The sequence below is a fragment of the Modestobacter sp. SYSU DS0657 genome, from assembly GCF_054050925.1.
In genome coordinates, this window is record NZ_JBJHAG010000019.1 from 1 (window position 1) to 19,562 (window position 19,562).

General features: G+C 74.7%; 18 protein-coding genes. 5 read left to right on the top strand and 13 right to left on the bottom strand.

Annotation, left to right across the window (positions count from 1 at the left end):
• Window positions 1-126: 126 nt before the first annotated feature.
• The 5 genes from ACI79A_RS13035 to ACI79A_RS13055 all read right to left on the bottom strand — a co-directional run bounded on the left by ACI79A_RS13035 (window position 127) and on the right by ACI79A_RS13055 (window position 6,617).
• On the bottom strand, window positions 127-1,320 hold the full coding sequence (locus tag ACI79A_RS13035; RefSeq protein WP_457083757.1) for an SRPBCC domain-containing protein: 1,194 nt from the start codon (window positions 1,318-1,320) through the stop codon (window positions 127-129).
• Between the two features lie 135 nt (window positions 1,321-1,455).
• Window positions 1,456-2,313, bottom strand: a complete 858-nt coding sequence (locus ACI79A_RS13040) for an FAD binding domain-containing protein (protein WP_457083759.1) — start codon at window positions 2,311-2,313, stop codon at window positions 1,456-1,458.
• Entirely contained in the window at window positions 2,310-4,769 is a 2,460-nt protein-coding gene (locus ACI79A_RS13045; RefSeq protein WP_457083761.1) for a xanthine dehydrogenase family protein molybdopterin-binding subunit, read from the bottom strand. The genes ACI79A_RS13040 and ACI79A_RS13045 overlap by 4 nt, the downstream gene beginning before the upstream one ends.
• Window positions 4,766-5,299 carry a (2Fe-2S)-binding protein gene (locus tag ACI79A_RS13050; protein ID WP_457083763.1) on the bottom strand — a complete coding sequence of 178 codons (534 nt, stop codon included), beginning with the start codon at window positions 5,297-5,299 and terminating at the stop codon, window positions 4,766-4,768. The genes ACI79A_RS13045 and ACI79A_RS13050 overlap by 4 nt, the downstream gene beginning before the upstream one ends.
• A gap of 103 nt (window positions 5,300-5,402) precedes the next feature.
• Window positions 5,403-6,617 carry an MFS transporter gene (locus ACI79A_RS13055; RefSeq protein WP_457083765.1) on the bottom strand — a complete coding sequence of 405 codons (1,215 nt, stop codon included), beginning with the start codon at window positions 6,615-6,617 and terminating at the stop codon, window positions 5,403-5,405.
• 142 nt (window positions 6,618-6,759) lie between these two features.
• On the opposite strand from ACI79A_RS13055, the gene ACI79A_RS13060 reads away from it, so the two are divergent.
• On the top strand, window positions 6,760-7,491 hold the full coding sequence (locus ACI79A_RS13060) for a hypothetical protein (protein WP_457083767.1): 732 nt from the start codon (window positions 6,760-6,762) through the stop codon (window positions 7,489-7,491).
• Between the two features lie 6 nt (window positions 7,492-7,497).
• Here the strand turns inward: ACI79A_RS13060 and ACI79A_RS13065 are convergent, their stop codons facing one another.
• The 3 genes from ACI79A_RS13065 to ACI79A_RS13075 form a co-directional block, all read right to left on the bottom strand.
• Window positions 7,498-8,805, bottom strand: a complete 1,308-nt coding sequence (locus ACI79A_RS13065) for a multidrug effflux MFS transporter (protein ID WP_457083769.1) — start codon at window positions 8,803-8,805, stop codon at window positions 7,498-7,500.
• 143 nt (window positions 8,806-8,948) lie between these two features.
• Window positions 8,949-10,394: a mycofactocin biosynthesis glycosyltransferase MftF gene (gene mftF / locus ACI79A_RS13070; protein ID WP_457083771.1), complete on the bottom strand. Its 1,446-nt coding sequence runs from the start codon at window positions 10,392-10,394 to the stop codon at window positions 8,949-8,951.
• 85 nt (window positions 10,395-10,479) lie between these two features.
• The gene (locus tag ACI79A_RS13075) at window positions 10,480-10,731 is read right to left on the bottom strand and encodes a type B 50S ribosomal protein L31 (RefSeq protein ID WP_153359634.1); all 252 of its coding nucleotides are present in this window, start codon (window positions 10,729-10,731) and stop codon (window positions 10,480-10,482) included.
• 205 nt (window positions 10,732-10,936) lie between these two features.
• Between ACI79A_RS13075 and ACI79A_RS13080 the strand changes: the two genes are divergently transcribed.
• Both ACI79A_RS13080 and ACI79A_RS13085 read left to right on the top strand, forming a co-directional pair.
• Window positions 10,937-11,947: an ABC transporter substrate-binding protein gene (locus ACI79A_RS13080; RefSeq protein WP_457083774.1), complete on the top strand. Its 1,011-nt coding sequence runs from the start codon at window positions 10,937-10,939 to the stop codon at window positions 11,945-11,947.
• A gap of 31 nt (window positions 11,948-11,978) precedes the next feature.
• Complete coding sequence (locus ACI79A_RS13085; protein WP_457083776.1) at window positions 11,979-12,980, top strand: iron-siderophore ABC transporter substrate-binding protein; 1,002 nt, start codon at window positions 11,979-11,981, stop codon at window positions 12,978-12,980.
• Between the two features lie 71 nt (window positions 12,981-13,051).
• On the opposite strand, the gene mftE is transcribed toward ACI79A_RS13085, so the two are convergent.
• Window positions 13,052-13,753, bottom strand: a complete 702-nt coding sequence (gene mftE, locus ACI79A_RS13090) for a mycofactocin biosynthesis peptidyl-dipeptidase MftE (protein WP_457083778.1) — start codon at window positions 13,751-13,753, stop codon at window positions 13,052-13,054.
• 88 nt (window positions 13,754-13,841) lie between these two features.
• Between mftE and ACI79A_RS13095 the strand changes: the two genes are divergently transcribed.
• Entirely contained in the window at window positions 13,842-15,161 is a 1,320-nt protein-coding gene (locus ACI79A_RS13095) for an endo-1,4-beta-xylanase (protein WP_457083780.1), read from the top strand.
• A 26-nt stretch (window positions 15,162-15,187) separates the two neighbouring features.
• Here ACI79A_RS13095 and ACI79A_RS13100 read toward each other — a convergent pair whose 3' ends face one another.
• The 4 genes from ACI79A_RS13100 to mftA all read right to left on the bottom strand — a co-directional run bounded on the left by ACI79A_RS13100 (window position 15,188) and on the right by mftA (window position 18,814).
• Window positions 15,188-16,981, bottom strand: a complete 1,794-nt coding sequence (locus ACI79A_RS13100) for a putative bifunctional diguanylate cyclase/phosphodiesterase (protein ID WP_457083782.1) — start codon at window positions 16,979-16,981, stop codon at window positions 15,188-15,190.
• 180 nt (window positions 16,982-17,161) lie between these two features.
• The gene (mftC, locus tag ACI79A_RS13105; protein WP_457083784.1) at window positions 17,162-18,391 is read right to left on the bottom strand and encodes a mycofactocin radical SAM maturase; all 1,230 of its coding nucleotides are present in this window, start codon (window positions 18,389-18,391) and stop codon (window positions 17,162-17,164) included.
• A complete protein-coding gene (gene mftB / locus ACI79A_RS13110) occupies window positions 18,388-18,687 on the bottom strand; it encodes a mycofactocin biosynthesis chaperone MftB (protein ID WP_457083786.1) in 300 nt (99 codons plus the stop codon). Before mftB ends, mftC begins: the two co-directional genes overlap by 4 nt.
• Window positions 18,688-18,694: 7 nt before the next feature.
• Window positions 18,695-18,814, bottom strand: a complete 120-nt coding sequence (gene mftA / locus ACI79A_RS13115) for an electron carrier mycofactocin (protein WP_457066548.1) — start codon at window positions 18,812-18,814, stop codon at window positions 18,695-18,697.
• Window positions 18,815-18,932: 118 nt separating this feature from the next.
• Here mftA and mftR point away from each other — a divergent pair, with 118 nt between their 5' ends.
• Complete coding sequence (mftR, locus tag ACI79A_RS13120) at window positions 18,933-19,526, top strand: mycofactocin system transcriptional regulator (protein ID WP_457083788.1); 594 nt, start codon at window positions 18,933-18,935, stop codon at window positions 19,524-19,526.
• The last annotated feature ends 36 nt before the right edge of the window (window positions 19,527-19,562 follow it).

Sequence of the window (19,562 nt, forward strand, 5' to 3'; positions counted from 1 at the left end):
CCCCCCCCCCCCCCCCCCCCCCCCCCCCCCCCCCCCCCCCCCCCCCCCCCCCCCCCCCCCCCCCCCCCCCCCCCCCCCCCCCCCCCCCCCACGACTGTCCCGGGAAGAGGTCCGGGCCCCCGGGGCTCAGCGCTTGCGGCGGTGCAGCACCAGCGCGAGCAGCACCAGGACCGCGGCGGCCCCGGCGGCGGGCGCCGCGTAGCGGGTCAGCGCCGCTCCACCGGCGACCTCGAGCAGGTCGATCGGCTCCGGCTCGGGCGCCGGGGACGGGGCCGGCCGGGGCGCCGGGGCCCCGGCGGTCGGGGTGCTCTTCGCCGGTCCGCCACCGGCGGGCCGGTTCGGCGGCGCGGTGGTGCCCGCCGGCGGCCGGCTGGGCGCAGCCTTCTTCGCCGGGGTGGCCGGACTCTCGGCCGGGGTCTCGGCCGGGGTCTCCGCGGCGGGGACGGTGTCCGGCGTGGTCGCCCCGGTCGGCGAGGCGGCCTTCGCCGGGGCCGCCTTCGACCGGCGCGGCGGCACCGTCGGGTCGGGCACCTGGCTGGTCTCCGCGGCGGCCGTCCCCTCGGCGGCGCGGGCCGCGGCGGACTTCGCCGGCGCGGCCTTGGCCGCCTTCGCGGGAGCGGCCTTCTTCGCCGGCGCACCGGCCGACGACTCCGCGTCGGCGGCCTTGTCGGCCGCGGCCGCCGCGGTCTTCTTCGCTGCCGCGGCGGACTTCTTCGCCGGACCGTCGCCCGCGGCGCCCTCCGCGGACATCGCCGCCTCCTCCACCACGCCGGCGGTGGTCGCGGCCGCCTTCGACGCGGCCGCGGCGACCTTCGTGGACGCCGTCGGCTCCTGCGGGGCCGCGGCCGCCTCCTGGTCGACGGCGACGTCGTCACCGGTGGTGGCCAGCTGGGCGGCGAGCTTGTCGGCGAACTGGCCCAGCAGCTTGTTGCCCACGTCGGTCATCACGCCGCGGCCGAACTGGGCCGGGCGGCCGGTGATGTTCAGGTCGGTGAGCACGTCGACCCGGGTGGTGCTGCCCTCGGCCGCCAGGGTGGCGGTGACCGTCGCGGCCGCGGTGCCGTTGCCGCGCTGGTCCTTGCCCTTGGCGTCGATGACCGCGCGGTGCGCCGCCTCGTCCTTCTCCACGAACGACGCCTTGCCCTGGTAGGTCAGGTTGATCGGGCCGAGCTTCACCTTCACCCGGCCGGTGAACTCGTCCCCGGTCACCGAGTCCAGCACGGCGCCGGGCATGCACGGGGCGATCCGCTCGATGTCCAGCAGCACCCGCCAGGCGTCGTCGATCGGCACCGGGACGATGAACGAGTTCTCCAGCTGCACTGCGGGACCTCCGGGGACGAGTTGCTCGGCGGCCCCCATCCGACCACGTCAGGGGGCGGTGCGCAGGAGATCGGCCCGCGGCACGCCGGACGGCCGCCACGGATGTGACGGACCGGTCCGGCGTGCGCCGGTGCGCTACAGGCCGGCCGCCGCGGCCACCGCCCGCCGGGTGAGCACGGTGGCCAGGTGCTGGCGGTAGTCGGCCTGGGCGTTGAGGTCGCTGCTGGGGCTGGTGCCCTCGGCGGCCTGCGCGGCGGCGGCGGTGACCGTCTCCAGGCTGACGTCCACCCCGACCAGGGCGGCCTCGGTGCCCCGGGCCCGCAGCGGGGTGGGGCCCATGTTGGTCAGCCCGATCCGGGCCTCGGCGATCCGCCCGCCCTCCCGCCGGACGGCGGCGGCCACCGCGACGATCGACCAGGCCTGGGCGACCCGGTTGAACTTCTCGTACCGCACCCCCCACTCCTCGCCGAGCTTGGGGATGCGGACCTCGACGAGGAGTTCGCCGTCGTCCAGGGCGGTGGTGAGGTAGTCGACGAAGAAGTCCGCCGCCGCGACGGTGCGCCGTCCGGACGGCCCGGCGAGCACGAACTCCGCGTCCAGCGCGAGCGCCACCGCCGGCAGGTCGCCGGCCGGGTCGGCGTGCGCCAGCGCGCCGCCGAACGTGCCGCGCCGGCGCACCTGCCGGTCGGCCACGGTCTCGGTGGCCTGCACCACCAGCTGCCCGTACCGGGCCAGCAGCGGGTCGGTGAGCACGTCGGCATGGGTGGTCATCGCGCCGATCACGAGGTCGTCGCCCTCCTCCCGGACGCCGCGCAGCTCGGGCACGCGGGTGAGGTCGACGACGGTCTCCGGCGCGGCGAGCCGCAGCCGCATGACCGGGATCAGCGACTGCCCGCCGGCCAGGACCTTGACGTCCTCACCCCCGTCGGCGATCGCCTGCAGCGCCTCCTCGACGGTGGTCGGCCGGGCGTAGGCGAAGGGTGCGGGTATCACTGCTCTGCCTCCTCGTAGCCGGACTCGGTGGTGCGGGCACCGCCGTAGGCGTTGCTGCCCTCGGCGGCGCGGTCGCCGCCGTCGCCCCCGGTGTGCAGGGCCCGCCACACCCGCTCGGGGGTCAGCGGCATCCGGATGTCGGTGACGCCCAGGTGCCGGACGGCGTCGAGGGCGGCGTTGACCACCGCCGGGGTGCTGGCGATGCACCCGGCCTCGCCGACCCCCTTGGCGCCCAGCGGGTTGCCGGTGGCCGGGTGCACGGTGTGCCCGGTGTCGAAGTGCGGGAGGTCGGTGGCCGAGGGCACCAGGTAGTCGACGAAGGTGCCGGTGGTCAGGTTGCCCTCGGCGTCGTAGACGGCCTCCTCGTACAGCGCCTGCGCGATGCCCTGGGCCAGGCCGCCGTGCACCTGGCCCTCGACGATCAGCGGGTTGACGATCGTGCCGACGTCGTCGACGCACGCGTACTTCCGGATCTTCACGAAGCCGGTGTCGGTGTCGACCTCCATCGCGCAGATGTGCGTGCCGTGCGGGAAGGAGAAGTTGTCCGGGTCGAAGGTGGCCTCGGCGTCGATGGAGGGCTCGATCCCCTCCGGGTAGTCGTGCGCGGCGAAGACGGCCAGGGCGATCTCCTGGATGTCCAGCCCGGCCCCGGGCGTCCCCCGGACCGAGAACCGGCCGCCGCTGAACTCCAGGTCGTCCTCGCTCGCCTCCAGCAGGTGCGCGGCGACCCGGCGGGCCTTGGCGACCACCTTCTCCGCCGCCTTGACCACCGCGGTGCCGCCGACGACCAGGGAGCGCGAGCCGTAGGTGTCCATTCCCCGGGGGGAGACCGAGGTGTCCCCGTGGAGCACCTCGACGTCCTCGAAGGGCACCCCGAGGGAGTCGGCGACGATCTGGCTCCACGCCGTCTCGTGGCCCTGGCCGTGCGGGGTCGAGCCGGTGACCACCTCGACCTTGCCGGTGGGCAGCATCCGGATGGACGCCGACTCCCAGCCGCCCGCCCCGTAGGCCAGCGAGCCGAGCACCCGGGAGGGCGCCAGGCCGCACATCTCGGTGAAGGTGGAGAACCCGATGCCCAGCTGGACCGGGTCGCCGGACTCCCGCCGCCGCCGTTGCTCGGCGCGCAGCTCGTCGTAGCCGATCAGCTCCAGCGCCTGCTGGGTGGCGGTGGCGTAGTCGCCCGAGTCGTACTCCAGCCCGGCGACGGTGGTGAACGGGAAGCTGTCGATCCAGTTCTTCCGGCGCAGCTCCAGCGGGTCCATGCCCAGCTCGACGGCGAGCTCGTCCATGATCCGCTCGATGGCGAAGGTGGCCTCCGGCCGCCCGGCGCCGCGGTAGGCGTCGGTGGGCACCTTGTTGGTGAAGACGCCGTCGCACTCGAACCGGTAGGCCGGGAAGCGGTAGATGCCGGGGAACATGAACGCGCCCAGCACCGGCACGCCGGGGGTGATCAGCCGCAGGTAGGCGCCCATGTCGGCGAGGATCCGGCAGCGCAGCCCCCGCACGGTGCCGTCGCGGTCGGCGGCGATGTCGATGAACTGGACCTGGTCGCGGCCGTGGTGGGCGGTCATCAGCGACTCGCTGCGGGTCTCGGTCCACTTGACCGGCTTGCCCAGCCGGCGGGCGATCAGCAGGCAGAGGATCTCCTCCGGGTTGACCTGCAGCTTCCCACCGAAGCCGCCGCCGACGTCGGGGGCGATCACCCGCAGCTTGTGCTCGGGGATGCCGGTGACCATCGCCGCCATCACCCGCAGGATGTGCGGCACCTGGGTGGCCGACCAGATCGTGTAGTTGTCGCCGAGCGGCTGGACGACGACCGAGCGGGGCTCCATGAACGCCGGGATCAGCCGCTGCTGCACGAACCGGCGGCTGACCACCACCTCGGCGTCGGCGAAGGCACCTTCGGTGTCCGCGCCGGTGCCGGCCTCCCCGGCGTCGAAGACGAAGTGGTAGCTGGTGTTGGACGTCGTGTGCTCGTGCACCAGCGGGGCGCCGTCCTGCACGGCCTGCTCCATGTCGAGCACCACCGGCAGCGGCTCGTAGTCGATCTCGATCGCCTCGAGCGCGTCCGCGGCCGCCGTCCGGCTGCGTGCGACGACGACCGCCACCGCCTCCCCGACGTGGTTGACCCGGTCGACGGCGATCGAGGGGTGCCCGGGGTTGACCATGTCCGGCGTGACCGGCCAGGCGCACGGCAGCGAGCCCTGCTCGTCGGCCAGGTCACGGCCGGTGTAGACGGCGACGACGCCGGGCCGTTCCCGGGCGGCGGTGACGTCGACGGCGGTGATCCGGGCGTGCGCCATCGGGCTGCGCAGCACCGCGAGGTGCAGCATCCCGGGCAGCACCAGGTTGTCGGTCCACTGCGTGCGCCCGGTGATCAGCCGGGCGTCCTCCTTGCGCCGGCGCGCCTGCCCGATCTCGGGGGCGGGGGCGCCTGGCTCCTCGGTGACGGTCATGCCTGCACCACCACGTGGTCGGCGGCCGCGGTGTCCACCTCGGCGGGCACGACGTGCGCGTTCTCCGCCCGCATCTCGGCGGCGGCGGCGCGCACGGCCCGGACGATGTTCTGGTAGCCGGTGCAGCGGCAGAGGTTGCCCTCGATGCCCTCCCGGACCTCGTCGTCGGTCGGGTCGGGGTTGTCCTGCAGCAGGTCGATCGAAGCCATGATCATCCCCGGCGTGCAGAAGCCGCACTGCAGGCCGTGCATCTCGGTGAAGGCCCGCTGGACCGGGTGCAGGGTGCCGCCCTCGGCCAGCCCCTCGACGGTGGTGACCTCGCAGCCGTCGGCCTGGACGGCGAAGACGGTGCAGGACTTCACCGCGTGCCCGTCGAGGTGGACGGTGCAGGCGCCGCAGTTGCTGGTGTCGCAGCCGACGACGGTGCCGACCTTGCCCAGCTGCTCCCGCAGGTGGTGGACGAGCAGGGTCCGTGGTTCGACGTCGTCCGTGTAGGACACCCCGTCGACCCGCACGTTGATCTGGGTCACCGAGTCCTCCGCTCCGTTGCGTGGCAGGTGTGTCCGGCGTCACAGCCGGTGCGGAGCAGAGTGTGTCAGCGCAGGGCGGCGGAAGGCCAGCCCCGGACGCCGCTCAGCGGACGGCGAGCTCCCGGCGGCGCAGCAGCGCGGAGGCGAGCAGGAAGCCCAGGCCCAGCACGGCCAGCCCGGCGCCGACGCCGCTGGGGGCGCGGTAGCCCCAGCCGGCGGCGATGACCAGGCCGCCGAGCCAGGCGCCGAGGGCGTTGGCCGCGTTGAGCGCGGAGTGGTTGAGCGCGGCGCCGAGCATCTGCGCGTCGCCGGCGACCTCCATCAGCCGCAGCTGGAGCAGCACCACCATCGTCGAAGCCGAGGCGGCGACCAGAAAGACGTTGGCGATGAGCGTGGCCGCGTGCAGCGACCCGACCAGCATGAGCGCCAGCAGCGCGCCGGTGGACAGGGTCGCCCCGATCAGGGACGGGAACAGCGCCCGGTCGGCGAGCCGGCCACCCAGCGCCGTCCCGAGCAGGCCGCCGACGCCGAAGGCCAGCAGCACCACCGGCACGAAGCCGGCCGACATCCCGGTGACGTCGGTGACGGTGGGCGCGATGTAGCTGTACATGGCGAACAGCCCGCCGAAGCCGACGGTCGCCAGGCCCAGGGTGAGCAGCACCTGCGGGCGCTTGAGCGCGCCGAGCTCCGCGCGCATCGAGGCGTCCCGGCGGCCCGGCGACGAGGGCACCACGACCAGGATGGCCACGATGGTGACCACCGCGATGACCACGACCGCCCAGTAGGCCGAGCGCCAGCCGAGGTGCTGGCCCAGCCAGGTTCCCGCGGGCACGCCGGCGACGTTGGCCGCGGCGAGCCCCAGCATCACCGAGCTCACCGCGCGGCCGCGCAGGTGCGGGGCGACCAGGGAGGCGGCGATCAGCGAGGCGGCCCCGAAGTACGCCCCGTGCGGCAGCCCGCCGACGAAACGGGCCAGCAGCAGCGTCGGGTAGCCGGGGGCCAGCGCGGTGAGCGCGTTGCCCACCAGGAAAGCGACCATCAGGCCGACGGCGAGCGCCCGGCGCGGCAGCCGGGCGCCCAGCGCGGCGAGCACCGGCGCGCCGATCACGACGCCCAGGGCGTAGGCGGAGATGTAGTGCCCGGCCTCGGGGATGGTGACCCCGGTGCCGGCGGCGATGTCGGGCAGCAGGCCCATGGTGACGAACTCGGTGGTGCCGATGGCGAAGCCGCCCAGCCCCAGGGCCCCGATCGCCAGCGTGGCGGTCCGCGCCGAGGGCAGCTCCGGGTCCCGGGTGGTGGTCGGGGTCGTGGTGCTCATCGGCGCTGCGCTCACAGCCGGTGCCAAGGACGCTCCGCCGTCCCGGCATTCCCGGCCGCGGTGTGGGACGCGCCTCCCCGTTTCGGCGCGAGCCCGGCGCCGTCCTGCCGAGACTCCCCGGAGGACCCGAGGAGAGGCGGCGATGGCCGGAGCCCGCAGGACCACCGCGAAGCGCACCACCACCAGCAAGCGCCGCCCGCGCCGCCGGGCGCGCCGCCCCGGGCGGTGGCTGGCGCCCACGCTCGCCGTCGCCGGCGGGCTGCTGGTCGCCGGCACCCAGGTGGCGCCGGCGGTGCTGCAGGTCAGCACGGCCAGCCGCGGCGTGGCCGTGGGCGCGCAGCTCAGCGTGAACAGCCCGGTGGGCACCGACCCGTTCACCGCGGCGGTGACCAGCGAGGGGCTGGCGCACGCCGGCTCGGCGGCCGCGCGACAGGCGGACACCGGGCTCGTCGTCCCCCAGCCCCCGCGGCCGCACCGGATCGTCGTGGTGCCCAACGCGAACGTGGGCCGGCCCCCGGTGCTGGAGCACCGCCCGGACCCGTGCGGCGGCTTCTCCTCGCCACGGCGGATGACCCCCGGCGTCGTCCCCGGGCCCGGCTCGGCCACGGTGAGCTGGATGACCGCCGGCCGGGCCGAGGTGCTGTCGTACCGGGTGTCCGCGGTGAGCCAGCAGCTCGTCCCGGGTGAGCAGGCCGACCCGGTCCGGCAGGTGGTCCCCGCCGCCGAGGGCTGCCAGGAGCAGGCCGTCGTGCTGGCCGGCCTGGCTCCCGGCGTGCCCTACGTGTTCTGGTTGGAGGAGGAGACGCTCAGCCCGAGCACCGGGACGACCCGGCTGTACCAGGTCGGCACCTCGGCCCCGGTGGTCATCGGCTGAGCTCGCTCAGTGAGCGGCGGCCGGCGCGTCCGCGGGGTCGACGTCGGTCAGCTGCCACGGCCGGACCACGGTGAACAGCACGACCAGCGCCAGCACCAGCGAGCCGACGATCACCGTGCCCATGGCGACCGCGTCGTTGCCGAGCAGGCCCACCAGCGGGGAGACGGCGGCGCCCACGCCGAACTGCACCGCGCCCAGGAGCGCGGCGGCGGTGCCGGCGGCCTCGCCGTGCCGGGACAGCGCCAGCGCCGGGGCGTTGGGCAGCGCGAGACCGCACGCGGCGAGCACGGCCCACAGCGGGACGGCGACGCCGAACAGCCCACCGAACCCGGTGGCCGCCAGCAGGAGCAGGACCGCACCGGCCACCGCGCCGGCGACCGTGGCGCTCACCAGGATCTGCGCCGGGCCGAACCGCCGCAGCAGCACCGGGTTGAACTGGGTGGCGCCGATGAGGAAGAACGCGCCGAAGCCGAAGAACAGCCCGAACTGCTGCTCGCTGAGGCCGAAGTCGCGCTGGTAGACGAACGACGAGCCGGAGACGTAGGCGAACAGGCCGGCCATGGTCAGGCCGGCGACGAGCACCAGGCCGACGTAGGTCCGGTCGCGCAGCAGCGCCCGGTAGCCGCGCAGCGTGCCGACGACGCCGTTGCTGCGCCGGCGCTCCGGCGGCAGCGTCTCGCGCAGGGCGAACCAGCCCATCGCCACCAGCAGCGCGCCGTAGACGGCGAGGACCACGAACACCCCGCGCCAGGAGGTGAACCGGAGCACCTCCCCGCCGATGGTGGGGGCGAGCACCGGTGCGGCGCCGATCACCAGGAACAGCCTGGAGAGCATGGTGGCGGCCGCCCGGCCGGTGAACATGTCACGGACGACGGCGATCGCGATCACCGCACCGGCCGCGGCACCGACCCCCTGGAAGAAGCGGAGAGCGCCGAGCACGGCGACGTTCGGGGCGACGAGCACCAGCAGCGAGGCCAGCACGTGCACGGCGGTGCCGGCCAGCAGCGGGCGCCGGCGACCCAGCGCGTCGGCCAGCGGGCCGAGCACCAGCTGGCCCAGCGCGAGGCCGACGAGGGTGCCGGTGAGGGTGAGCTGCACCGTCGCCGAGGTGGTCTGCAGGTCCTCGGTGATGGTCGGCAGGGCCGGCAGGTACATGTCGATGGTCAGCGGGCCGAGCGCGACGAACGCGCCCAGCACCAGTGCGGTGCGCGCCTGACCGGGTGGTGCGGGCTCCGGTTCGCGGTGGGCGCGGGCGCCGGTGGCGCGCGCCGCGGCGGCGGTCTCCTGGCTGCTGGTGTCCTGGGTGGTGCTCAAGCGGTGCTCCCCGTGGTGGTCGGTCCTCCTGCGGAGCCGACGCTGGTCACCGCACTACGGCGACTCCAATGCCCGGCCCCGCCGGCTTGTTCCACCCCTTCCGTGTGCCAGGTGGTTGTTCACCGAAACGTCACTCCCGCGTGTCAGCCGGCGACCGGCGGGGGCGCGACCGGCAGCAGCGCGGTGGCGTCCCGGGCCCGCCAGGCACCGGTCCACAGCCCGGCGCCGTAGGCGAGGTCCTCCAGCCGGCGTCCGGCGGCGAAGGCACCGAGGTCGACCTCCGCCCGGTGCGGCCACCAGGCGGCGACGGCGTCCCCGGCGAGCACCGCGAGCACCAGCGCCCGCGCCCGGCGGGAGACCACCGCCGCGGCCAGCGCGAGCGGCCAGTGGTGCCGGGTCACCGAGCGGGCCAGCATCCGGCCGGCCCCGGCCGTCCCGCGCAGCACCAGCCCGGCCGCCCACCGGTACGGCGGCCGCCCGCCGGGCACGGCCACCCGGCCGGCCAACCGCCGCGATGCCTCGGCGAGCACGGCGGTGGCGGCGAGCACCCCGGCCGGCCGGCCGGTGAGCGCCAGCGCCCAGGCCGCCCCCGACCAGGGTGAGAGCACCACCGGTGCGACAAGCGGCCCGTGCCGCTGCGCCAGCAGGGCCGCGCCGCTGCCGTAGAAGGCCCGCCGGGTGAGGAAGTCGGCCGGGTCGACCCGGTGCTCGTGCGCCACCCGGGCGGCCGGCTCGTACCGGACCCGCCAGCCCGCGCCGATCAGCCGCCACACCAGGTCGACGTCCTCCGCGACCTGCATCGACTCGTCGAAGCCGTCGCCCAGCGCCGACCGCCGGGCCAGCAGGGCCGCGCTGGGCACGTAGGGGACGGCGCTGCGCGGGTGCACCAGCGCGGTCCGCTCCCCCATGTCCAGCGCGCTGGACAGCGCCTCGTACCGGGCCACCCAGCCCTCCGCCTGCACCGGCAGCGCGGTGATCCGGGGCGCGGCCAGCGCCAGCCGGGGGTCGGCGCCCAGGTGCCCGGCGAGGTGCCCCAGCCAGCCCGGTTCGGGCACGCAGTCGGAGTCGATGAACGCCACCAGCGGCGTGGTGGCCACCCGGAGCCCGGCGTTCCGCGCCGCGGCCGGGCCGCGGGCCTGCTCGTGCCGCACCAGCCGGGCGCCGGCGGCCGCGGCGGCCACCGCGGCCGGGTCGGCGGAGCCGTCGTCCACCACGACCACCGGGCAGCGCGCCGTCCCGGGGTCGGCGCGCAGGGCGGCGAGCAGCCGGGTGAGCCCGTCGGTGCGGTCCTTGACCGGGACGACGACCGTGACGTGGGCGGTGACGTCGTCGGTGGACGCGGGCTCGATCTCCGGGTGGGCGAGCCCGGTGTCGACCAGCCGGCCGGCGAGGGTGGCGCTGCGCCGGTCGGTGACGGTCAGCCGGTCGCGGTCCAGCATCGCCCGGGCGGCGGGGGCCAGCCGCAGCTGGCGCAGCGGGGAGCCGCCGACGAGCACCGCGCCGTCCTCCCGGCGCTGGACGGCGGGGTCCAGCCGGACGACCAGCCCGGTGGGCAGCGGCTCCTCGGGCGGGGACGGCGTCGTCGGCACGCCCGGCACCGTAGTGGGGGCGCTCACACGACGACGCCCCCACCGGCCCGGGAGGGCCGACGGGGGCGTCGGGAGAGCGGGGTGGTCAGCCGCGGGTGCGGGCGCCGTACCGCTGGTTGAACTTCTCGACCCGGCCGGCGGTGTCGAGCACGCGCTGGTTGCCGGTCCAGAAGGGGTGCGAGGAGGCGCTGATCTCGACCGGGACCACCGGCAGGGTCTCGCCGTCCAGCTCGACCGTCCGCTCGCTGGCGATCGTCGAACGGGTGCGGAAGGTGGCGCCGGTCGACGTGTCCTGGAAGACGACGGTCCGGTACTCGGGGTGGATGCCGTTGCGCATGGTGGGTCCTCTCGGTCCGCGCGGGACGTCCGCCCCCGGCGGGGCGGGCTGATCGCGACTGTCCTGTGCAACCGGCTCCCGGGGGCTCCTGTTCCCTCCGGGCTCTCGTCCTGAGCGGCCCGGTACCGGGCACGACCGGTGACCGTTTCGTGATCAACGCGTGGTTAGGTGAGCCTCACCTGACCTGATGCCCGAGGAGAACCCCTTGCCACACCGCCCAGCGCGGCTCGCCGCCGCCGTCCTGACGGGTGCACTCGCGCTCACCGCCTGCGGCTCCGCCGACCAGGCCGACGCCGGTGCCGACACCGCTGCGGACAGCTCGGCCAGCGCCTTCCCGGTGACGATCGAGCACGCCTTCGGCGAGACGACCATCGAGGAGGAGCCGCAGGCCGTCGTCACCTGGGGCTTCGGCAGCACCGACGCCGCCCTCGCCCTGGGCGTCGTCCCGGTGGCCATCCCCTTCCAGGCGTACGGCGGCAACGAGCAGGGTCTGCTGCCCTGGATCGCGGACGAGCTGGAGGAGCTGGGGGCCGAGACACCGACGGTGCTGCCCGACTCCGTCGAGGTGCCCTTCGAGGCCATCGCGGCCGCCCACCCGGACGTGATCCTGGCCAACTACTCCGGGATCACCGCGGAGGAGTACGAGCTGCTGAACGACATCGCGCCGACCGTCGCCTACCCCGGCGAGGCGTGGGCCACCCCGTGGCGGGACGTCGCCAGCACGGTCGGCCGGGCTCTCGGCAAGGAGGAAGAGGCCGCGGAGCTCGTCGCGGAGACCGAGCAGGCGGTCGCGGACGCCGCCGCCGAGCACCCCGAGCTGCAGGGGAAGACCGTTGCGGCGGTGTGGGACACCGCCGGCACCTTCTACGTCTACGAGGCCGCCGACCCCCGGGTGGAGTTCCTGACCGACCTCGGCCTGGAGGTCGCCCCGAGCGTCCGCGAGCTGTCCACGGGCGAGTCGACGTTCTACTTCACGCTGAGCCTGGAGGAGGTGTCGAAGCTGACCAGTGACATCCTGCTCAGCTACGCCTCCACCCAGGAGGAGTCCGACACCTTCGTCGCCCAGCCGTACGCGCAGACGATGGAGCAGATCCAGACCGGTCACCACGCCACGCTGATCGGTGACGAGCTGATCGCCGCCGTCTCCCCGCCGACCGTGCTCTCCATGACCTGGGGTCTCGACGAGTACCTGGCCGCGCTCTCCGCGGCCGCCTGACCCCCACACCACCGGAACCAGGAGCTTCCCCATGTCCTCTCGACTCGCCCTCCGCGGCGCCGCCCTGCTGGCCGCCGCACTCGTCGTCACCAGCTGCGGCTCCGACTCCGGCGACGAGGAGACCGGCGCCGGGGGTGGGACGCCGTCGACCAGCGCCTCGGACGCCTTCCCGGTGACCGTGAGCACCGCCTTCGGCGACGTGGAGATCGAGGAGGAGCCGACCCGGGTCGTGGCGCTCGGCTGGGGCGACGCCGAGACGGCGCTGGCGCTGGGTGTGCAGCCGGTGGGCGCGAGCGACTGGCTCGGCTTCGGCGGCGAGGGCGTCGGCCCCTGGGCCGAGGGCAGGTACGACGAGGCCCCGGAGCTCATCGAGACGATGGAGCCCAGCTACGAGGCGATCGCCGCCCTGCAGCCGGACCTGATCCTGGACACGAAGTCCAGCGGCGATCCCGCTCGCTACGGGTCGCTCAGCGCCATCGCCACGACCGTCGGGGTGCCCGAGGGGGCCGACGCCTACCTGACCAGCCCGGAGGAGCAGCTGGAGATGATCGGCGCTGCCCTCGGCAGAAGCGAGGAGGCCGCCGAGCTGCAGGCCGAGGTCGACCAGGCGTTCGCCGACGCGGCCGCCGCCCACCCCGAGTTCGACGGGAAGTCGGTGGTCGTGGGCACCCGCACCGCGGAGGGCTACGGCGCCTACGTCCGGGGCGACACCCGGGTGGACTTCATGGAGCGGCTGGGCTTCACCAACTCGCCGGCGGTGCAGGACCTGGCCGGTGACAGCTTCGCCATCTCGCTGAGCAGCGAGCAGCTGCCCCTGCTCGACGCCGACCTCACGGTGATGTTCCCGATCTTCATCGAGGCCAGCGAGATCACCGACGACCCGCTGTTCCAGGCGGTCCCCTCGGTGCAGGACGGCCGGGTGGTCGTGCTCGACGACACCACGCTGACCAACGCCTTCTCCATCGGCACGCCGCTGGCCACGCAGTACGCGCTGGAGAACGCCGTCCCCCTGTTCGCCGACGCGCTCGGCTGACCCCTCTCGCCGCACAATGGCCATTCTGGCGTCCGTCCCGGGCGCCGGAATGGCCATTGTGGCGCCGGGGGTCAGCCGCGGAGCCGGCCCGTGGCGTCGACGTCCCAGCGGGTGACGGCGGCGACCAGCCGCTGCACGATGCCCGCCAGCAGTGCCGCCCCCTCCGCCGCCGATGCTCCGGTCGGGTCGCCCAGGACGCCGTCCGGGCTCACCCCGCGCACTCCCTCGGCGCGCAGCCGGGGCAGCAGCTCGGCGATCGGCGTGGTCACCCCCGGGGCGGCGAGCGCCTCGTCCACCTCATCCGGTTCCACGTGCAACATCAGTGACGTCTCGGTGCGCCCCGCGTGCGCATCGCCGCCGGGCACCCCGCAGGGGAACCACGCGACGTCCCGCCCCTCGGTGCGCAGCAGCGGCACCGCCGCGCGGAGCGCGTCCAGGTTGCCGCCGTGCCCGTTCACCACCAGCACCCGGCCGGCCCACCGCCCGGCCGAGCGGCCGTACTCGGTCAGCAGCGCGGTCAGGGCCTCGGTGCCGAGTGAGATGGTGCCGGGGAAGCCCTCGTGCTCCCCGCTGGCCCCGTAGCCCAGCTCCGGGGCCAGCCATGCGCCGTCCAGGTCGGGGACGGCGGCCTCGGCGACCGTGCGGGCGACCACGGTGTCGGTGGCCAGCGGCAGGTGCCGGCCGTGCTGCTCCACCGAGCCCAGCGGGACGACGACCAGCGGCCACGACCCGATCTCCGGCCAGGTCGCACCGGCCAGTCGCTGTCCGTCCACGGCGGGCACCCTGCCAGACCGGGTGTCAGGTGCGGCGCGGCTGGGGACGACGAGCGCGACCGCCCCCCTGACAGGAAGGCGCGCACCGATGCCGGCTGCACCCCTCCGCTCGTTCGCCGACCGCACGTACCCCGTCGACCCGGCGCTGGCCCACCGGGTCGCCGACGCCACCGTGACCGTCCGCGGCGCCGACGGCCGGCCGCTGGCCGGCGCGGAGGTGACCGTCGCCCAGACGCGGCACGCCTTCGGGTTCGGCTGCATCGGCTTCGACTTCATCCCGCTGGCCAACGGCGAGCTGGGGACGGCGGGTGGCCCGGGCTCGGTGTTCGGCGCGGCCGCGGACCCCGAGCAGGCGCAGCAGCTGGCCGACCGCTGGTTCGACCTGTTCGACGCGGCCACGCTGCCGTTCTACTGGGGCGACTTCGAGCCGGAGCGCGGGCGGCCGGACACCGAGCGGCTGCGGCGGACCGCGGAGTGGTTCCGCGCCCGCGGTGCCACGGTGAAGGGCCACCCGCTGGCCTGGCACACGCTGGCGCCGGACTGGCTGCTCGGCATGTCGAACGCCGAGATCGAGGCGGAGCTGCGCGGCCGGATCCGCCGGGAGGTCGCCGGCCTGGCCGGGGTGGTCGACACCTGGGACGCGATCAACGAGGTCGTGATCATGCCGGTGTTCGACAAGTACGACAACGGGCTCACCCGGCTGGCCCGCGACCTGGGCCGGATCGGGGTGACCCGGCTGGCCTTCGAGGAGGCGCGGGCGGCGAACCCGTCGGCGACGCTGCTGCTCAACGACTTCGACATGTCCACCGCCTACGAGTGCCTGATCGAGGGCGTGCTGGAAGCGGGGGTGCAGGTCGACGCGCTGGGGCTGCAGAGCCACATGCACCAGGGGTACTGGGGCGAGGAGCGCACCCTGGCGACGCTGGAGCGGTTCGCCCGGTACGGCCTGCCGATCCACTTCACCGAGAGCACGCTGCTCTCCGGGGAGCTGATGCCGCCGGAGATCGAGGACCTCAACGACTGGCAGGTCGACGAGTGGCCGTCCACGCCGGACGGCGAGGCGCGGCAGGCCGACGAGGTGGTGCGGCACTACCGCACGCTGCTGTCGCACCCGTCGGTGCAGTCGGTGACCTACTGGGGGCTCTCCGACGCCGGGGCCTGGCTGGGCGCGCCGGTCGGGTTCGTCCGCGCCGACGGGTCGCCGAAGCCGGCCTACGACGCGCTGCACGGCCTGGTGAAGGGCGAGTGGTGGCTGGCGCCGGCGACGGTGCGCACCGACGACGCCGGCCGGGTGCCGGTGCGCGGCTTCCTCGGCGACTACGAGCTCACCACGGGCGGGACGACGGCGGCGTTCGCGCTCGACCGAGCCGGCACGACGGCTGTCGACGTCCGGGTGACGGGCCGCTGAGGGGGACCGACAACAGCAGCGGCCGGTCAGCCGGCGACCGGCTCCCCGACCGGGGCGGGCGGCCCGACCGGGGCGGGCGGCGCGGTCGAGGACCCGGCGAGCGCCGGGGGGCAGCACCGCTCGGCCGGCTCCGGCCGGGCGAACAGGAACCCCTGGGCGTGCTCGCACCGCAGGTCGGCCAGGGCGCGGCGCTGCTCCTCGGTCTCGACCCCCTCGGCCACCACGTCGAGACCCAGGGTGCGGGCCAGCTCGAGGATCGAGGCGATCAGCGTGGCCGAGGAGTTGCCCGTCAGCAGGTCGTTCACGAAGGAGCGGTCGATCTTGACCACGTCCGCGGGCAGCCGCTGGAGGTAGGAGAGGCTGGAGAAGCCGGTACCGAAGTCGTCGATGGCGATGGCCACGCCCAGGTCCCGGAGCTGCTGCAGCTGGTCGGCCACCCGGTCGACGTCGTGGACCAGCACACCCTCGGTGACCTCGATGGTCAGCTGCGCCGCGGGGAAGCCGCTCTCCTGCAGGGCTGCCACCACGTCGCCGGTCAGGTCGCCGTCCAGGAGCTGCCTGGGGGAGACGTTCACCGCCATCCGCAGGGGCAGACCCGACCGGGCCGACCAGACCGCCCCCTGGTGGAGCGCCTGCCGCAGCACCCAGCTGCCGATCTCGGCGATGGCCCCCGTCTCCTCGGCCAACGGGATGAAGTCGCCCGGCGGCACGAGACCGCGCACCGGGTGGAACCAGCGGACGAGCGCCTCGAAGCCGGTGACCGTCCCGTCGGAGAGCCGTACGGTGGGCTGGTAGTGGACCGCCAGCTGCCCGGCCGCCGTCGCCTGCGCCAGGTCCTGGTGCAGGTCGGCCCGCCGGCGGGCCGCTTCGGCCATCCCGTCCGCGTAGGTCACCAGCCGGTTCCCGCCCTGAGCCTTGGCCAGGTACATCGCCAGGTCCGCGTTCCGCAGCAGTGAACCGACCGTGTGCCCGTCGCCCACCGCGGTCGCCGCTAGGCCCACGCTGGCGTGCACCGTGGCCGCGCCGACGTCCAGGGCCACCGGCAGGGCCATCGAGGACAGCACCCGGTTCGCCACGGTTGCGGCGACCTGCGGGCCACCCGGCAGCAGGACGGCGAACTCGTCGCCGCCCATCCGGGCTACCAGGTCCTCCTGGCGGACGCTGCGCAGCAGGCGGTCCGCGACGGCGAGCAGGACGGCGTCACCGGCTGCATGACCCCGGCCGTCGTTGACGTCCTTGAAGCCGTCCAGGTCGATGAACAGCAAGCTCAACGGGGTGTTCTGGCGCAGCAGCCGGTCCGCGTTCTCCTCCAGGGCGGTGCGGTTCGCCAGGCCGGTGAGGGGGTCGGTGCGCACCTGGTCCTCGCTCAGCCGCCAGGCGGCCAGGTGCGCGAGGCTGGCGGCGAGCACGAAGGCCGCGTGGATGCCGGCCCAGACCCAGGGGTCGTGCGCTCCGTGGTGGCCGAAGACGGCGTCCGGGTGGAGCGTCCCGACCACGCCGTGGTGCACGGTGACCACGACGAGCGCGATGCCGAAGGGCACCCAGTCCTGGTAGAGCGAGACCAGCCCGACCATCACGAAGAACGAGAAGTGCGCCTCGGTGATGCCGCCCCACAGGTGCACCAGGGCCACGCAGGCCCCCATCAACCCCACCGTGGCCGTCGCGGCACGCGCGGACCGCCCCAGCCCCGGCAGGGCCGCGACCGCGAGCGGGCCGCCCACCGCAGCCAGGACCGTGAGTGCGGTGAGCTGCCCGTACCCCCACGCCCAGCACAGCAGCAGCAGGATCCCGGTGGTCGCCCCACCGATCCGGAGGATCACCCGGTGACGGTGGTCCCGGACGGATTCGGGCAGCCGGTGTCCCCGTGGGAGCAGGCCGGCCACCCGGTGACGCAGACGGCGGAGCATGGACTCTGGATCGGCGTGTGCGGCCGCGCTCTGAAACCCGGACCTGGCCCCTCCCCTCACCGGGTGAACAGCACCCCCGTCACGCCGGCTGCGCTACTCCAGGCGGAGGCCGGCCAGGGGTGACTCGTCGCAGATCTTCGCCGGGATGCTCGGCATGCCCAGCAGCGTGGGCTGGCCGCGCACCGGGCCCTTGTGCGAGTGGTCCAGGTGGCTCTTCGGGGTGACCAGCTCGAGGTCCCGGGCCGCCAGCGCGGCCTCCCCGTAGCCCTGCACGCACTCCGGGTCGGGCCCGTCCAGCGGCAGGCCGGTGAAGAACTTCGCCGCCATGCAGCCACCGCGGCAGGCGTCGAAGTGGGCGCACTTGGTGCACGCGCCGCCGGTCTGCGGGCTGCGCAGCTCGGTGAACAGGTCCGAGGTCTGCCAGACCCGCTGGAAGCCGCCCTCGTCGCGCACGTTGCCGGCCAGGAAGTTCTCGTGGATGGCGAACGGGCAGGCGTAGACGTCGCCGACCGGGTCGATCAGGCACACCACCCGGCCGGCACCGCACAGGTTCAGCCCGGGCAGGGCCTCACCGAACGCGGAGAGGTGGAAGAACGAGTCGCCGGTGAGCACGTTGTCGCCGTTGGCCAGCAGCCAGGAGTACAGCTCACGCTGCTGGGCCTGGGTGGGGTGCAGCTGGTCCCAGACGTCGGCCCCGCGGCCGGACGGGCGGAAGCGCGTGATCCGCAGCTGAGCGCCGTAGCGGTCGGTGAGGGCCTTGAACTCGTCGAGCTGGGACACGTTCTCCCGGGTGACGACGACGGAGACCTTGAAGTCCTTCATCCCGGCCTCGGCGAGGTTCTCCAGCGCCCGGGTGGCGGTGGCGAAGGAGCCGGTGCCGCGGACCCGGTCGTTCACCTCGGCGGTGGCGCCGTCCAGGGAGATCTGCACGTCGACGTAGTCGGTGGCCGCCAGCTGCGCGGCACGGGCCTTGTCCAGCTTCACGCCGTTGGTGGAGAACTTGACGCCGACGTCGTGGCCGATGGCGTAGTCGAGCAGGTGCCAGAAGTCCGGCCGGACGGTCGGCTCACCGCCGCCGACGTTGACGTAGAAGACCTGCATCCGCTGCAGCTCGTCGATGACCGCCTCGGCCTCGGCGGTGCTCAGCTCCCGGGGGTCGCGCCGTCCGGAGGAGGACAGGCAGTGCACGCACGCCAGGTTGCAGGCGTAGGTGAGCTCCCAGGTCAGGCAGATCGGGGCGTCGAGGCCGTACTCGAACTGGTCGACCAGTCGCCCGCCGGTCGGGCGCGGGGCGGCGGGCCGGGACGGCAGGACGGCGGTCACGCGGGGCTCCTTCTCTCGATCATCTGCGAACGCGCCAGGTCGGCCAGCGCCTTGACGTAGGCCGGGCGCTGCGCCTCGGGCACGTCACAGGCGGCCAGCGTGGCGGGGACGTCGGGGTGGTCGGCGAGGGACTCCACGACCCGGACCAGCGCCTTCGACTTCAGGAAGGACAGCTTGCGGTTGCCGAAGTGGTAGACCAGCGCGCCGAAGGGCTCCGGCCGCAGCGCGACCGACCGGGCCCGCTGCCAGGGGAGTGCGGGGTCGAATCCGGCTGCGGCCGGAGCTGGGGCGGTCACGGTCGGCTCAGTAGACGCCGCACATGCCGTCGATGGAGACCTCCTCGACGAGGGACTCCTCGACGAGCGCCTCCTCGGCGGGCGCGGCGTTCTCGATCTGGCTGTCCTGCTGCGTGGTCTCGGGCACCATTGCCTCCGGGTGAGCTGGGTCACGTGGACTCCGGCGACGCTAGGTGACACCCAGTGTCACGGACAAGAGCGGCGAGGGACCCTTTCCGCGCGGCGGAAGAGAGAGGATGGCGGGCGTGGTCGAGACGGTGGTCGGGGACGCGCGGGACCTGACGCGCGCCCGGATCGAGCAGGCTGCGCTGGAGCTGTTCACCAGCACCGGCTTCGAGCAGGTGACCACCGACGAGGTCGCCGACGCCGCCGGGATCAGCCGGCGCACCTTCTTCCGCTACTTCGCCACCAAGGCCGACGCCGTGTGGGGCGACTTCGCCGGGCACGTCGAACGGCTGGAGGCGCGGCTGGCCGCCACCGACGGCGAGCAGCCGGTGATGGCGTCGATCTGCGCGGCCTACGTGGAGGTCAATGACTACGCCGAGGCCGACCTGCCGCTGCTGCGGCAGCGGATGCGGCTGATCCTCACCGAGCCGGCGCTGCAGGCGCACTCGCAGTTGCGTTACGCCGAGGTCGACCGGGTGGTGGCCGAGCACGTGGCCCGCCGCGGCGGGACGGCGCCGGGCGCGCTGCTGCCCCGGCTGGTCGCCACCAGCACCCGGGCAGCGGCGACGACGGCGTTCGAGGTGTGGCTCGCCGACGGCGGCATCACCCTGGCGGCCTCGCTGCACAGCGCGTTCGACCAGCTCGCCGCCGGCTTCCCCGCCCTGCGCCGCTGATCCGGGCCTCCCCCCTCCGGGTGGTCGACGGCGCGG

Excerpts from the sequence above, each read along its gene's own strand:
- ACI79A_RS13045 (WP_457083761.1), bottom strand. The coding sequence starts at position 4,769 with ATGACCGTCACCGAGGAGCCAGGCGCCCCCGCCCCCGAGATCGGGCAG.
- ACI79A_RS13055 (WP_457083765.1), bottom strand. The coding sequence starts at position 6,617 with ATGAGCACCACGACCCCGACCACCACCCGGGACCCGGAGCTGCCCTCG.
- ACI79A_RS13060 (WP_457083767.1), top strand. The coding sequence starts at position 6,760 with ATGGCCGGAGCCCGCAGGACCACCGCGAAGCGCACCACCACCAGCAAG.
- ACI79A_RS13075 (WP_153359634.1), bottom strand. The coding sequence starts at position 10,731 with ATGCGCAACGGCATCCACCCCGAGTACCGGACCGTCGTCTTCCAGGAC.
- ACI79A_RS13085 (WP_457083776.1), top strand. The coding sequence starts at position 11,979 with ATGTCCTCTCGACTCGCCCTCCGCGGCGCCGCCCTGCTGGCCGCCGCA.
- ACI79A_RS13095 (WP_457083780.1), top strand. The coding sequence starts at position 13,842 with ATGCCGGCTGCACCCCTCCGCTCGTTCGCCGACCGCACGTACCCCGTC.